Genomic DNA, 13,436 nt, shown 5'->3' with positions numbered 1-13,436 from the left:
TTCGACTTGCATGTGTTAAGCACGCCGCCAGCGTTCGTCCTGAGCCAGGATCAAACTCTCCAATGAAAAAATATCACCAACCACCACCCACAACAACAGGCAGCAGCACAGGCAACCACATCAAAGAATCCAAAACAAACCCCAACAAACCAACTGACTTCCATCAGATGATCAATCGAAATCAATCAAAGGAATCAATAAATCCGACACACAACCAAGTTGTGCATCAACCAACAAAATTATTGACCAAAAAATAGACACACTGTTGAGTTCTCAAACATCACACACGACCCGCACCAGGACTCACACCCCGGCTTGGAGCACTTGCTCTACATTACTTGATTCTCACCGACCGGTCAAACCGGCCGGAAGAACCTCGTAATTCTGTCGCTCTATCAAGATCACCGAACTGATCAACAACACCTCTCATTGGCTTGAGAGCTGCATTCTCACATTCGGTCCGCTGTTCCAGCGACCCGCTCGACTTTAGCAGTAACGATCTTCCGTATCAAATCCATCCGATGTCACCTCGGACGCTCCCTCGGAACCGGGCTTCCAGGACCATCGGTCCCTTCCCTCCAGCCCCACAGGGCTCGGCCTACTCTACACACCTGTCACGGGGCCGGCAAGTCTCCGGCCCGGTCAGGATCCGTCTCGGCCTCGGTCGGCTCAGGCCAGCGTGAGCGCTCCGACGGTCTTCTTGCCACGGCGCAACAGAGCGACCTCTCCGTGCAGGAAGTCCTGGGGCGCCAGGCGCTGCTCGGGGTCGGTGATCTTGACGTTGTTGAGGTAGGCGCCGCCCTCGGCGACCGCGCGACGCCCGGCAGATCTTGATTCGACCACACCGGAGGCTGACAGGGCCTCCGGGATGGTGGGCATCTCCCCTGCCGGCAGTGCAACGGCCCCGAGCTCGGCGGCCAGCGCCCGCACGGTCCGTTGATCGAGTTCGGCCAGGTCGCCGCGCCCGAACAGTGCCTTTCCGGCTGCTTCGGCCGCCTTGCGCTGATCGACTCCATGCACCAGATCGGTGATGTCATCGGCCAGGGCATGCTGGGCGGCGCGACGCCAGGGCTCCTCGGCGGTGAGCCTGGCCAGCTCATCGATCTCCTCGTGGGAGCGCGGGCTGAAGACCTTCAGGTAGTCGATGACCTTGGCGTCCTCGGCGTTCAGGAAGAACTGGTGGAAGGCGTAGGCACTGGTGCGATCCGGATCGATCCACACCGTTCCCGACTCCGTCTTGCCGTACTTGGTGCCGTCAGCCTTGGTGAGCAACGGCGTCACCAGACCGTGGACGACGTCACCGGTGCTACGGCGGATGTAATCGGCCCCGGCGGTGATGTTCCCCCACTGGTCCTGGGCACCGGTCTGCAGGGTGCAGCCGTACCGGCGGTGCAGTTCGGCGAAGTCCAGGGACTGCAACAGGACGTAGCTGAACTCGGTGTAGGAGATTCCCGACTCCAGGCGCCGCGCGACGACATCTCGAGCCAGCATCCGGTTCACCGAGAAGTACTTGCCGACCTCCCTGAGGAAGTTCAGCGCCGAGTACTGGCTGGTCCAGTCGTAGTTGTTGACCAGCCGGGCGGGATTGGGCCCGTCCAGATCCACGTACTTGCTCACCTGTGACTTGATGGAGTCCACCCACCCGGCCACCAACTCGGCGTCGTTCATCTTCCGCTCGCCGGTCATCTTGGGGTCGCCGATCAGCCCGGTCGCCCCGCCCACCAGCAGCAACGGGTGGTGGCCGCGTTCCTGGAGCGCACGGACCAGCATCAGCTGGACCAGGTGTCCGATGTGGAGGCTGGAGGCAGTCGGGTCGAAGCCCACATAGAAGGTGACCGGCCCCTGATCAAGATGGGCCTCGAGGGCCTCGCGATCGGTCGAGCCGGCCATCAGGCCGCGCCACTCGAGTTCATCCAGGACGCTGTCCACAGCACTTTCTCCTCTGAGGGTCTTCAAGGTGTCTGCCCAGGACACCCTACCGGCCGGTCGTGACCACGACCTGGTGATATCAGCCCCGCGCCAGCAGCGCAGCCGGCAGCCCGGTCTCGGCCATCTCGCAGAACGCCTCGGCCAGTTCGTGGCCGCTGACCTCCTGGCTGCAGATCAGCGCGATGGTGTCGTCTCCGGCGATGGTGCCCAGGATGACGGCCGAGCCGGCCCGGTCGATGGCCGATCCGAAGTACTGCGCTGCTCCCGGCGGGGTCTTGAGCACCACCAGCGATTCATTGTGCTGCACGCCGGTGCACAGTTCCCGGGTCAGCCTGGCGAGCCGGCTCCAGGCCGGGGATCCGGTGGTGACGTCGGAGGGGTGCTCGCCGGCCGGGATCGTGTAGCAGGGGTTTCCCTCCATGTCGCGGCCGCGGACCGCACCGATCTCCACCAGGTCCCTGGACAGTGTGCCCTGGGAGACCGCCATGCCCTCCTCAGCGAGCTTCTGGCCGAGTTCGGACTGGGAGGAGACATGACCGGCAGACACCAGATCCCGGATCCGTGCCTGGCGCGCGGTGCGCGACGCCGGTGCCCCGCTGCTCCACTCCGACATCCTGGCTCCATCCCGGAGGGCCGAGACCCTCGAATACCATGCACTATTCAGCATAAGTATGCAGTCAGATCTCGGCATTCTCAACTCGGGAGGGGTCCGCGGTGCCGTCGGCGGACAACCCACGAAGACCCGTCACCAGAAGCTCCAGGCCGTCGGTGAAATCCTCCTCCTCGGCCCGACCGTCGAACTGCGCCACCACTCCGAGCTCGTGCAGCTGAGAGCGGGTCTGCTCCTCGATGACATGGCCCAGGATGAAGTGCACGAGCGCCCGGGACCCGTACCGCCTCTGATGGCTGGAGAATCCGTACCGCGCCAGCACTGCCGACACCTCCGCGGCGGGGTCGACCCTGCCCAGCCCGACCGGGAGTGTCGAGGCGACCACCTCACCGCCGTCCCGGTGCCTGAGCAGTGCGGCCCGGAACTGACCGGCCCATCGCCTCACACCCTCCGCCAGCCCGGTGTCGGGCTGCGACCCGACCGCTGTGGGATCGGCATCGGGACGGAGCCTGGAGGCGTCGTCGAGCTCCTGGAGAATCTCATCGCTCACCAGTGCCAGCAGCGTCTGCTTATTGGTCACATGCCAGTACAGGGCACCCGCCTTGACCCCCAGGAGTCCGGCCAGACGGCGCATCGTGAGGTCCTCGAGGCCGTAGCGGTCGAGCACGTCAACCGCCGCTCGCACCACGTCCTGTCGATTCAGTGACATCTGGGCCTTCCTGTCGCAGCTGAACGATGACCGGGTCGAGGTCCGCCGGGTATATTGACCACCGTTCAACTTGAACAGCGTTCAAGAACGCTGGGACCATCGCACTGACGAACCGGGAGCCAATCATGAATCTAGCCGAGATGGTGCAGGCCGGACTGAACCGACGTTCTGCAGACCCCGAGCAGGCGCTGGAGATCCTGCGCAGCCCAGACGAGATGACGATGCCGATCGTGGCTGCCGCCGGTCGCCTGCGTCGCCGTTTCTTCGGCAACCGGGTGAGGCTGAACTATCTGGTGAATCTCAAGAGCGGGCTGTGCCCGGAGGACTGTTCCTACTGCTCCCAGCGGCTCGGCTCCAGGGCCGACATCATGACCTACTCCTGGGCAGATCCCAAGACGGTCGACGAGGCGGTGGAGGCCGGCATCGCCGGTGGTGCTCGCCGGGTCTGTCTGGTGGCCTCCGGTCATGGGCCCAGTCGTCGGGACGTCGATCGCGTCAGCGCCCTGGTCGCCGATCTGAAGTCCAGACATCCCGGCGTCGAGGTCTGCGTCTGCCTGGGATTCGTCGATGACGAGAAGGCGGCCACCCTCCATCGGGCCGGGGCCGACGCCTACAACCACAATGCCAACACCTCCCGCAGCCACTACGGGGCGATCTGCTCCACGCACAGCTATCAGGACCGGATGGACACCGTCGAGGTGCTCAAGCGCAACGGGCTCTCCCCGTGCTCGGGGGTGATCGCCGGAATGGGCGAGACCGATGAGGAGCTCGTCGACGTCATCTGGGACCTGCGCCGCCACCAGGTCGACTCGGTGCCGGTGAACTTCCTGCTGCCCTTCGAGGGCACCCCGTTGCAGGGGCAGGGCCGGGAACTCACCCCTCAGCGCTGCCTGCGGATCCTGTCGATGGTGCGCTTCATCCACCCCGATGCGGAGGTTCGTGCCGCGGCCGGCCGCGAGATGCACCTTCGTACCATGCAGCCACTCGCCCTGGAGGTTGTCAACTCCATCTTCCTGGGCGACTACCTCACCAGTGAGGGTGCCGCCGGGACGAAGGACCTGGACATGATCCGGGACGCCGGATTCGTCCCGGAGGGTCAGGCGGAGGCTTCCCTCGCCGAACCCACCGAGGTGCCGATCCGCCATCGTGGGATCGGCAGCCGGCTGCCGGCGAATGCCTGATCGCCGGGCCCACCCGACCGCAGGAACAGGGCTCCTGCGGCCGGGGGTCCGGCCTCGGGGTCAGGACCGGAGCTCCGCTCCGAAGCGGCGGGTGGCCTCGGCCACTGCGGCATCCCTGATCTGGGCCGCCTCGGCATCCTTGAGGGTGCGGTCGGGGGCCCTGAGCCTCAGATTGAACGCCAGCGACTTACGGCCGGGACCGACCTGCTCGCCGGTGTAGACGTCGAACAGGTCCACCGACTCCAGCAGCTCTCCGCCGCCGTCAACCAGGGCCTGGCGGACCTGATCCTCCGCGGTGGCGGCGTCCACCACCAGGGCGACATCCTCCTTGGCCACCGGGAAGCTGGACAGTGCGACGATCCTGCCACCGGCGGGAGCGGCCGCCAGCAAGGCGTCCAGATCAAGCTCCACCGCGCAACTGCGGGCCGGCAGCCCGAAATCCCTGCAGACCGTGGGGTGCAGCTCTCCGGCATGGCCGATCGTCGCACCATCGGCCATCAGAGCCGCGACCCGGCCCGGATGCCATGGCGCCAGCGGATCGCTGCGCCGCTCCAGGGTGACGCCGACGGCCTGGGCCGCGGCCTGCGCCAGCAGCACAGCATGGGTCCAGTCGGCTGGCACCGCAGGACCGTTCCAGCGGTCGGGCAACCAGTTGCCGGTCAGCACCCCGGCCAGCATCCGAGGCTGATCGGGTAGCGCCGCAGCGATCTCGGCCAGCTCCTCATCGCTGGGTCGGTGCGCCACCGACGGCCGCGGCGCCCTGGCCGGCTCACCGGCCAGGAAGACGGTGCCGTACTCGAACAGCGCGACATCCTCCTGGGACCGCGACAGATTGCGGGAGACCGCCTGGAACAGCCCGGGCAGCAAGCTGGTGCGCAGGTAACAGCGGGTGTCGTCGAGCGGATTCGCCAGCCGCACGGTGCGACGACGCGGATCGGCAGCTGCCAGTTGGAGCCGCTCAAGATCGGAGTCCCCGATGAAGGGCAGCGAGATCACCTCGACGAAACCCGCATCGGCCACCGCGTGCAGGGCGGCCCGGCGGTCGTGCTGGGCCCGGGTGAGTCCACCGCCCGCCGTCAACGGAGGCAGCTTCGCCTCGATCTGACTGAACCCGATCTTGCGCCCGACCTCCTCGACGTAGTCGTAGGGGTCGACGAGGTCGGGGCGCCAGGTCGGGGGGACCAGCGTGAGGGAGTCCCCCATGGCGGTCACCTCGACCTTCGATGCCTGCAGGATCTCGATGACTTGCTCGCGAGAGACCTCCAGGCCGAGGATCCGGCCCGGAAGCTCGCAGGAGATCCGCGTCTGCGGCATGGCTGGCACGGTGCCCACGACGGTCGGCTCCCCGGCTGTGGCACCCCCGAGTTCGACCAGCAGCTGGGCCGCCCGGGCCGCCGCGGCGTGCGCGCAGGCCGGGTCGACACCCCTCTCGAAACGCCGGGATGCCTCGGATCCCAGCTTGTGACGGCGATAGGCCCGGGCCACCGTCATGGGATCGAAGTGCGCGCCCTCCAGGATGATGTCTCGTGACTGGGCGGTCATCTCGGTGCTCGCACCGCCCATCACACCTGCCAGTCCGATGGCTCCGGAGTCATCGGCGATCACCAGGTCGTCGGGATCCAGCACTCGTTCAGTGTCATCGAGGGTGGTGAGTCCCTCACCCTGGGAGGCCTTGCGGACCACCAGGGTGCCCTGCACCTTGGCGGCGTCGTAGGCGTGCAAGGGCTGTCCGGACTCGATCATGACGTAGTTGGTGACGTCGACGGCCAGGTTGATGGGCCTCATCCCGGCCCGGGTGATGCGGTCGGCGATGTAACCCGGGGTGCTGGCCGCAGGATCCAGGCCGGAGACCGGGATCGTGATGAACTGGCTGCAGGCCGGCGAGTCGATGCGCACCGGGACCGGCCCGTCGGTGGGCTCAACCGGGCTCTCGGCGTAGGGGTCGTGGAAGCGGATCCCCAGGGCCTGGGCGACCTCCCGGGCGATCCCGCGAATCGACATGCAGTAGCCGATGTCGGGGGTGACGTCGATCTCCAGGACGTCCTCGGGGATGCCCAGGATCGGGCGGGCATCCTCTCCCGGCACCAGGGCGCGGCCCTCGAAGGTCGGCGGCAGGACGACGATGCCGGTGTGGTCGGTGCCGGTGCCCAGCTCGTCGGAGGCACAGATCATCCCGTCGGACATGTGCCCGTAGGTGCGCCTGGCCGAGATCTCGAATCCCCCCGGCAGCACCGCTCCGGGCAGCGAGACGACGACGTGGTCGCCGACTGTGAAGTTGTGGGCCCCGCAGACGATCCCTCTGCCCTGCTCGGCTCCCTCGGAGTTCTTGGGATGACCCTCGGCGTTGAGCCCGGCCCCGACGTCGACCCGGCACCACATGATCGTCTTGCCGTTCTTCTGCGGCTCGGGGTCGGCCGAGACGACGACGCCGACGACGACCGGGCCACTCACCTCGCCACCGATCGACTCGATCCGCTCGACATCGGCGGTGTGCTCGGTGATCAACGCGGCCACCTGCTCAGTGCTGATGTCCTCGGGCAGATCGACCATGGCGCGCAGCCATGACATCGGTACTCTCATCGTGCTTCTCCCAGCAGTGAGCGGCTGAATCGGATGTCGCCCTCGACGAACTCGCGCAGATCAGAGGCGTTGTTGCGCACCATCACCGTGCGGTCCAGTCCCATTCCGAAGGCGAATCCGGAGTAGACCTCGGTGTCGACGCCGCAGGCGGCCAGCACCCGCGGGTTGACGATCCCGCAGCCGCCCCACTCGATCCATCCCTCCGAACGGCAGGTCCGGCACGGGTGAGCGGGATCGCCGACCGAGGCCCCGTGGCACACGAAGCACTCGACGTCGACCTCGGCACTGGGTTCGGTGAAGGGGAAGTAGTGAGGCCGGAACCGGGTCGTCACGTCCCCGAAGATCGACTGGGCGAAATGGTCGAGGGTCCCTTTGAGATGGGCCATCGAGATGCCCTTGTCGACGCACAGCCCCTCCACCTGGTGGAAGACCGGAAGATGGGTGGCGTCGTACTCGTCGGCGCGGAAGACCTTTCCGGGGCTGATGATGCGCACCGGGGCGCCGTGGGCCAGCAGGGTGTGGATCTGGACCGGGCTCGTGGCGGTGCGCAAGCACTTGCCATCGGAGACCGGATCGACCCACAGGGTGTCCTGGAGGGCACGGGCAGGGTGGTCGGTGCCGAGGTTGAGGGCGTCGAAGTTGAACCACTCGGACTCGCACTCGGGGCCCTCGGCGATCTCCCAGCCCATCGCGGTGAAGACGTCGGAGACCATGTCGATGAGCGCGGTCAGCGGGTGCATGGCACCCTGCGGATGGTCGGCGACCGGCAGTGTCACGTCGACCGTCTCAGCGACCAGGGTGGCCTCCAGCTCAGCGGCGGCGACCTCGCCGATGCGCTCCTGGAGGGCCTGCCTGACCCGGCCACGGGCGGCTCCGACCAGCTTGCCGGCCGCCTTGCGCTGGGCAGCCGGAATGCTGCCGATCTGTCGGTTGGCCAGCGCCAGCGCGGAGTGGTCGCCGGTGTGAGTGATCCGCACACTCTTGAGCTCGGCGGTGGTCGAGGCGGCGGCGATGGCGGCCAGGGCCTCGTCGACACGGGCCTGGACCTGCTCAGGATCGAGGGCACTGATCTGCGACACCGTGGTGGCCGGCTCTGCGCCGGCCTGCGCTGCAATGTGCTGCCCGGGGTCGTCGTTGGTGTTGGGACCGCTCATGGGCCTTCCCCTCGAAACTGTCTGTCATCTGATGGCCGGGTGACCGGCACATCTCGTCATACTAGTGATACCGCGTCCGGGACGCCCATCCGCCTCAGGAGGCGGGCGGATCGATACTGCGCGAGTAGGCGGTGGCCAGCAGCAGCATCAGCAGGCCGACGCCGATGAAGGCGATCACCCGCACGACGCCGTCCAGGTTCACCAGGTCGTGGAGGAAGAGCTTGGTCACCACCAGGCCCATCAGCACGTACCCGCTCACGCGACGGGTCGCGGCGTCACGCCCGGCACCTCGGGAGCGCATCAGCAGCACAGTGATGATCACCGCGGCACACAACGTGCTCAGCCCGCGCCCCACGGTGGGTGCTCCGTCGGGGTGACCCGCGAGGATGGCGAGGGCATCGGTGGTGTCGGCCACCGGTGCCCGCAGCAGCAGGCATGCCGAGGCCACCGCGGCAACGATCCAACCTGCGCGCACCTGGGCCCCGCCGGCGGAATGCACCGCGCCACCCGAATACACCGCGCCACCCGAGGGCATGGCTCCGGCAGCAGCGGGATCGCCCACCCTGCCAGGGACCACCGCACCGATCGCCAGCAGCGCGGCGACGATGGCGGCCGTCTCCACCAGTCCGGTCGCCGCTGCCAGTCCGGCTGCCGAGACCGACTCGGAGCGGTAGTGGCCGAGGACCCGCGGAAGAGCATCCACCAGCAGCAGCGCCGCGATCGCGCAGCCGACCACCATCGCGGCGAGCTGGCCGGTGAGTCGGTGGATCCCCAGAAAAGCCAGGCACAGCACCGCGAGGCAGATCCACATCGAGTCGCCGTTCAGAGCGGCGATCGGGACGGCGAGTGCGGCCATCGCCGTCGCCACGGTGCATCCGGCCACCATCGCCGGCTCCTCGACCAGGTACCAGTGCACCGCTGCGACCACCGCGAGTGGCACTGCCAGGACGACAGCCCACCAGCCCTGTGAGGTGGCTGCTGCCACCCACAGTGGCAGCACCAGCGGTACGACGGTGAGGCCATGGGCCTGAACCGTTCGGGCTGTCGGCCCGGATCCCCCGAGCCGGCTGAGGCGCCGTGCCATCGGTGGCAGCAACCACCAGTCCACGAAGGGGATCGCCGCACAGACCACCGCGCCGGTGCGCAGCAGATCGCTGCGGGGGTCCCCGGTGTGCATGGCGCCCATCAGTCCCGACAGGTAGATCGCGGTGGGCAGCACCCGGCAGGCCAGTAGCAGATGCCAGCCATCGCGCCATGATGCGGGCATGGTCACCGCAGTGAGCAGCAGCAGGAAGGTGGCGGAGGTGAGCGGGTCACCGGCGGAGACCGCGGGCACCAGGATCAGCGCTCCGAGGGTGGCGATGACGCCGAGCAGCTCGGCGCCCCACCACCAGGACAGTGCCAGTCCCGCCAGGGCCAGCAGCCCGGCTGCCACGACGGCAGCGCGGACCGGCACGTCCATCAGCCAGGTCATCGCCGTGATGTCGAGGTATCCGGCGGCCAGCCCGGCACCGGCCAGGACCACCGCACCCACATTGTCGTGCTGACGCCGGCGCACCAGCAGTCCGGCGATCACCAGTGCCACAGCCAGTCCGCCACATGCCAGCACCCTGGCCGATGGGCCGAAGTAGCCGTGCTGGGCGGCCAGCACCAGCAGCATCACCACCCCGGCCAGCAGCACCGCCGCTCCCACCGCCCCGATCACCACCGCACCGGAGATCGCGGCGCGATGACGCGACGCCCTCGGTGCGGGCGGCACCGAGGTGGGCATCGGCGCCGCTGGCGGCTGCCCCGGAACGAACCGAGCTCCAGCCCCCTGCAGGGCGCGTTCGTCCAGCCTCGAGGGCGGCCCTGACGGTGCACCGAGGCCCGCAGGGGGCCAGGCCAGTGGACCGGGGCGGGGCTGTCCTCTCTGGTCGGGCCAGGAGGGCTGCGGAGACCGTGCGGGGGTGATCGGCTGCGATCGGGCCGGCGGCGCAGCCCGCGGAGGTTGAGGCTGACCCGACGGTCTCGCCAAGGTCTCACTCAGCCTGGCGACGGTGGCCTCCAGACGTTGAATGTCCGCACGCAGCTCACCGTTGCGCCTGGTCAACTCGGTCAGGCCCCGCATCACATCGTCGGGAGTGGCAGGTCGTCCTCGATCAGCAACCATGCCCCGAAGATACGTCGCATCGGGCCGTCACCGCGCCGCAACGGCCGCTAGTGGCGCTGGGCGCTGGCAGTCGTGTACAGGCAGACCGCCGCGGCGGTGGACAGATTGAGGGACTCCGCAGAACCCCACATGGGTACCCCGACCACCTGGTCGGCCAGTGCCTTCTGCTCGGCGGGCAGGCCCCAGGCCTCATTACCCAGCAGCCATGCTGTGGGAGCGGACAGCTCGTCATGGCGGGCCAGCTCGTCGAGGCTGCGCCCACCGCCGTCGGCGGCCAGCACCTGAAGACCGCCCGCGTGGGCCCACCCGATGGCCTCCTCCAACTGTACGCCGGCGACCACCGGCAGGTGGAAGACCGAGCCAACCGAGGCGCGCACCGTCTTCGAGTTGTGCGGGTCGACCGAGCCCTTGGTGAGCACCACGGCGTCGGCGCCGAATGCGTCAGCACAGCGGATGACGGTGCCGGCGTTACCCGGATCCCGGACCTGGGCGCAGATCACCACCAAACGTGGATCGGCGATCCGCGGCAGCTGCGCACTGGCGACCAGCTCGCAGATGAGAAAGAGTCCCTGACTCGTCACGGTCTCCGACAGGGCCGCGACGTCGGACTCGGTGAGGGTCACCACCCTGATGCCGCGAGCAAGGGCAGCGGCGATGAGGTCGGCGTCCCGGTCGGGTTGGGAACTGGCGACCAGGGTGACGCGAGAGCCGAAGCTCAGCGCCTCGCGGACGGCCTGGGCCCCCTCCACCAGGAACAGGCCGGCCTCCTCGCGCCCTCGTCGCGACAGCAAACGGCGGGCCGATCGCAGGGCGTTCCTGGAAATGGGCGCCACTGCGTTCGACCCGCCGGTCATCGACTCGGTGATGTCAGGCAGCCGCGGGCTGGGACTGGTGGGCCTTGGCGACCTCGACGAGTCCGGAGAAGGCGGAGGGATCGCTGACGGCAAGCTCGGCCAGGATCTTGCGATCCACCTCGACGCCCGCGTTCTTCAGGCCGTACATGAACCTGTTGTAGGTGATGCCGTCGGCGCGCGCAGCAGCATTGATCCGCTGGATCCACAGCGCACGGAAGTCGCCCTTCTTGGCCCGGCGGTCCCGGAACGAGTAGGTGCCGGTGTGCAGCACCTGCTCCTTGGCCTTGCGGTAGAGCCGCGACCGCTGCCCGCGGTAGCCGGATGCCTGCTCCAGGATTTCGCGACGCTTCTTCTTGGCGTTCACGGAACGCTTGACGCGTGCCATCGTTGTTCTCCTTGTTACTCAAGTCTGATGTCCCGGATTCCGACTCGGGTCGGTCACGGGAGGTGTGGGGTGACGCCGCAGGGCGCCTGTGCGGTCAGTGCCGCAGGTCAGAGCGAGCCCGGCGGGAGGCCGGGACTCTCTCAGCGTCCGTCGTTGCCGGCGAGCAGCTTGCGGATCTTCTTGGCCTGGCCGGTGGGGAGCACTGCCTCGCCGGTCAGACGCCGGGTCTGACGCGAAGCGAGGTGCTCGTTGAGGTGGCGCTTACCCGCCCTGACGTGGGTGACCTTGCCGGACCCCGTCACTTTGAAACGCTTCTTGGCCCCGGAGTGGGTCTTCATCTTCGGCATGGGATGACTCCATTCGTTCTCGTCGGCCCAAAGTCCGTGGGACTCCGGGTGAACCGGGCAGACCCGGTTCGGCGGGTGCCCTCCGAAGCGGAGAGCACCCAAGTCTGTGTTCATGGCGGGCGAGCCCGCCATCTGTCAATGACCCGTCACAGATCGATGTCGGGGTCCATGTTGTCGGCAGGACCCTTCTTCTTGCGTGACTGGGCGGATGAGGCGCGTTGCTTGGCCTCGTAGACCTTGTCGGCCTCGGCATCGGCAGCGCGCTGCGCCGCCTTGCGGTCCCTCTCAACCCTCTGGTCCGCCCGGGCCTCGGTCTTCTTGCGGGTCGGGGCCAGGATCATCAACATGTTGCGGCCCTCCTGCTTGGGCGGCGACTCGACGGTGGCGTACTCCTGCACGTCATCGGCCAGTCGCTTGAGCAGATTCACGCCCAGCTCTGGGCGGGACTGCTCGCGACCACGGAACATGATGGTGATCTTGACCTTGTCCCCGCCCTTGAGGAAGCGGACCACGTGGCCCTTCTTCGTCTCGTAGTCGTGGTCGTCGATCTTCGGGCGGAGTTTCATCTCCTTGATCACCGTGTTCGACTGGTTGCGCCGCGACTCGCGCGCCTTCTGAGCGGCTTCGTACTTGAACTTGCCGTAGTCCATCAGCTTGACGACCGGTGGCCTGGCCATCGGGGCGACCTCGACCAGATCGAGGTCGTGCTCATGGGCCAACTGCATTGCCTGCTCCACCCGGACGATGCCGACCTGCTCCCCGTTGGGGCCGACCAGACGCACTTCTGGAACTCGGATCCGCTCGTTGATGCGCGGTTCAGTACTGATGGGTCCTCCAAAGATCTCGTGTTCTGCGACCGATGCAGAAAAGGCTCCCGTGGAGTCACGGGAGCCTGACATGAGCCATCGCCCCGGGCGCATGCGCTCCGGGACCATCCATCTGCACACCGACCCGACTCCGGCAACTGCGCGGAGTCACGACGAACAGGAATGTTGTCTCGACCCGGCGGGCTCGCGCTCGCCCGGGTGGGAGGTCAGGCCTCCGCTTCCACGGACCGCCTCTGAAACGGTCCTTCGGCAGACAATACTCCTCGTCCTGCCGATCTCCAAGTCCGAGCAGGCAGTGAGCCGGGGCCGAGGAACCACTGCCGGCCCGGAGTTTCGCACGCGGTGTCGGCCCCTCGTGGTGTGTGTACGCAAGCGAGGCCCCGCACTGTGGTGCGGGGCCTGGCTTGTTCTAAGTGGGTTGTGCGGCGGCGTCCTACTCTCCCACCCACTGGCGTGGGCAGTACCATCGGCGTGTGGAGGCTTAACTTCCGGGTTCGGAATGGGACCGGGTGTTTCCCTTCAGCCATGGCCACCGGCACAAGATTATGGGACCACGTCCCTCGACCTGGGTCGAGGGGGTGGTGTTGTCAGGGGCTCCTGGACCAGCACCCCCTGGGGGGGTGTGGTGGTTCAGAGCCGCACAGTGGATATGCGCGATCGTTTGTAGATTGTTGTGAGGGCAAGCCCTCGGCCTATTAGTACCGGTCA

At 67.4% G+C, this 13,436-nt stretch carries 11 protein-coding genes and 2 rRNA genes; 1 reads left to right on the top strand and 12 read right to left on the bottom strand.

Translation table 11 applies throughout. The features are described 5' to 3' along the window. From G554_RS0108840 to G554_RS15595, 4 genes are all read right to left on the bottom strand, one after another. A 16S ribosomal RNA gene (locus tag G554_RS0108840) occupies nucleotides 1-66 on the bottom strand; the annotation flags it as partial. Between the two features lie 603 nt (nucleotides 67-669). Continuing rightward, a complete protein-coding gene (gene tyrS / locus G554_RS0108835) occupies nucleotides 670-1,929 on the bottom strand; it encodes a tyrosine--tRNA ligase (protein ID WP_027587619.1) in 1,260 nt (419 codons plus the stop codon). Nucleotides 1,930-2,008: 79 nt separating this feature from the next. Then, nucleotides 2,009-2,542 (bottom strand): arginine repressor, encoded by a 534-nt coding sequence (gene argR / locus G554_RS0108830; protein ID WP_027587618.1) that lies wholly within the window; start codon nucleotides 2,540-2,542, stop codon nucleotides 2,009-2,011. 64 nt (nucleotides 2,543-2,606) lie between these two features. Further along, a complete protein-coding gene (locus G554_RS15595; protein WP_051232799.1) occupies nucleotides 2,607-3,248 on the bottom strand; it encodes a TetR/AcrR family transcriptional regulator C-terminal domain-containing protein in 642 nt (213 codons plus the stop codon). A 125-nt stretch (nucleotides 3,249-3,373) separates the two neighbouring features. Here G554_RS15595 and bioB point away from each other — a divergent pair, with 125 nt between their 5' ends. Beyond that, the gene (gene bioB / locus G554_RS0108820) at nucleotides 3,374-4,429 is read left to right on the top strand and encodes a biotin synthase BioB (protein ID WP_036925250.1); all 1,056 of its coding nucleotides are present in this window, start codon (nucleotides 3,374-3,376) and stop codon (nucleotides 4,427-4,429) included. 60 nt (nucleotides 4,430-4,489) lie between these two features. Here bioB and pheT read toward each other — a convergent pair whose 3' ends face one another. The 8 genes from pheT to rrf form a co-directional block, all read right to left on the bottom strand. After that, nucleotides 4,490-7,009 (bottom strand): phenylalanine--tRNA ligase subunit beta, encoded by a 2,520-nt coding sequence (gene pheT / locus G554_RS0108815; RefSeq protein ID WP_027587616.1) that lies wholly within the window; start codon nucleotides 7,007-7,009, stop codon nucleotides 4,490-4,492. Beyond that, nucleotides 7,006-8,163: a phenylalanine--tRNA ligase subunit alpha gene (gene pheS / locus G554_RS0108810; protein WP_084648440.1), complete on the bottom strand. Its 1,158-nt coding sequence runs from the start codon at nucleotides 8,161-8,163 to the stop codon at nucleotides 7,006-7,008. Before pheS ends, pheT begins: the two co-directional genes overlap by 4 nt. 94 nt (nucleotides 8,164-8,257) lie before the next feature. Next, on the bottom strand, nucleotides 8,258-9,934 hold the full coding sequence (locus G554_RS15590) for a DUF2339 domain-containing protein (protein WP_036925248.1): 1,677 nt from the start codon (nucleotides 9,932-9,934) through the stop codon (nucleotides 8,258-8,260). 428 nt (nucleotides 9,935-10,362) lie between these two features. Beyond that, nucleotides 10,363-11,169 (bottom strand): TrmH family RNA methyltransferase, encoded by an 807-nt coding sequence (locus G554_RS0108800; RefSeq protein WP_027587614.1) that lies wholly within the window; start codon nucleotides 11,167-11,169, stop codon nucleotides 10,363-10,365. A gap of 13 nt (nucleotides 11,170-11,182) precedes the next feature. Then, the gene (rplT, locus tag G554_RS0108795) at nucleotides 11,183-11,554 is read right to left on the bottom strand and encodes a 50S ribosomal protein L20 (protein WP_027587613.1); all 372 of its coding nucleotides are present in this window, start codon (nucleotides 11,552-11,554) and stop codon (nucleotides 11,183-11,185) included. 140 nt (nucleotides 11,555-11,694) lie between these two features. Further along, the gene (gene rpmI / locus G554_RS0108790; protein ID WP_027587612.1) at nucleotides 11,695-11,901 is read right to left on the bottom strand and encodes a 50S ribosomal protein L35; all 207 of its coding nucleotides are present in this window, start codon (nucleotides 11,899-11,901) and stop codon (nucleotides 11,695-11,697) included. 146 nt (nucleotides 11,902-12,047) lie between these two features. Continuing rightward, nucleotides 12,048-12,800, bottom strand: coding sequence for a translation initiation factor IF-3 (gene infC, locus G554_RS0108785; protein WP_154654241.1), 753 nt, complete (start codon nucleotides 12,798-12,800; stop codon nucleotides 12,048-12,050). A gap of 348 nt (nucleotides 12,801-13,148) precedes the next feature. Beyond that, nucleotides 13,149-13,265: ribosomal RNA gene (gene rrf, locus G554_RS0108780) — 5S ribosomal RNA — on the bottom strand. Nucleotides 13,266-13,436: the final 171 nt, after the last annotated feature.

The sequence above is a fragment of the Acidipropionibacterium thoenii DSM 20276 genome, assembly GCF_000423445.1.
Taxonomy (GTDB): Bacteria; Actinomycetota; Actinomycetes; order Propionibacteriales; family Propionibacteriaceae; genus Acidipropionibacterium; species Acidipropionibacterium thoenii.
Note: the sequence above shows the minus strand (reverse complement) of the source record. Positions and strands in the feature narration are given on the sequence as shown.

Excerpts from the sequence above, each read along its gene's own strand:
- G554_RS15595 (WP_051232799.1), bottom strand. The coding sequence starts at position 3,248 with ATGTCACTGAATCGACAGGACGTGGTGCGAGCGGCGGTTGACGTGCTC.
- pheT (WP_027587616.1), bottom strand. The coding sequence starts at position 7,009 with ATGAGAGTACCGATGTCATGGCTGCGCGCCATGGTCGATCTGCCCGAG.
- argR (WP_027587618.1), bottom strand. The coding sequence starts at position 2,542 with ATGTCGGAGTGGAGCAGCGGGGCACCGGCGTCGCGCACCGCGCGCCAG.
- infC (WP_154654241.1), bottom strand. The coding sequence starts at position 12,800 with ATGTCAGGCTCCCGTGACTCCACGGGAGCCTTTTCTGCATCGGTCGCA.
- G554_RS0108800 (WP_027587614.1), bottom strand. The coding sequence starts at position 11,169 with ATGACCGGCGGGTCGAACGCAGTGGCGCCCATTTCCAGGAACGCCCTG.
- rplT (WP_027587613.1), bottom strand. The coding sequence starts at position 11,554 with ATGGCACGCGTCAAGCGTTCCGTGAACGCCAAGAAGAAGCGTCGCGAA.
- bioB (WP_036925250.1), top strand. The coding sequence starts at position 3,374 with ATGAATCTAGCCGAGATGGTGCAGGCCGGACTGAACCGACGTTCTGCA.
- rpmI (WP_027587612.1), bottom strand. The coding sequence starts at position 11,901 with ATGCCGAAGATGAAGACCCACTCCGGGGCCAAGAAGCGTTTCAAAGTG.
- pheS (WP_084648440.1), bottom strand. The coding sequence starts at position 8,163 with ATGAGCGGTCCCAACACCAACGACGACCCCGGGCAGCACATTGCAGCG.
- G554_RS15590 (WP_036925248.1), bottom strand. The coding sequence starts at position 9,934 with ATGCCCACCTCGGTGCCGCCCGCACCGAGGGCGTCGCGTCATCGCGCC.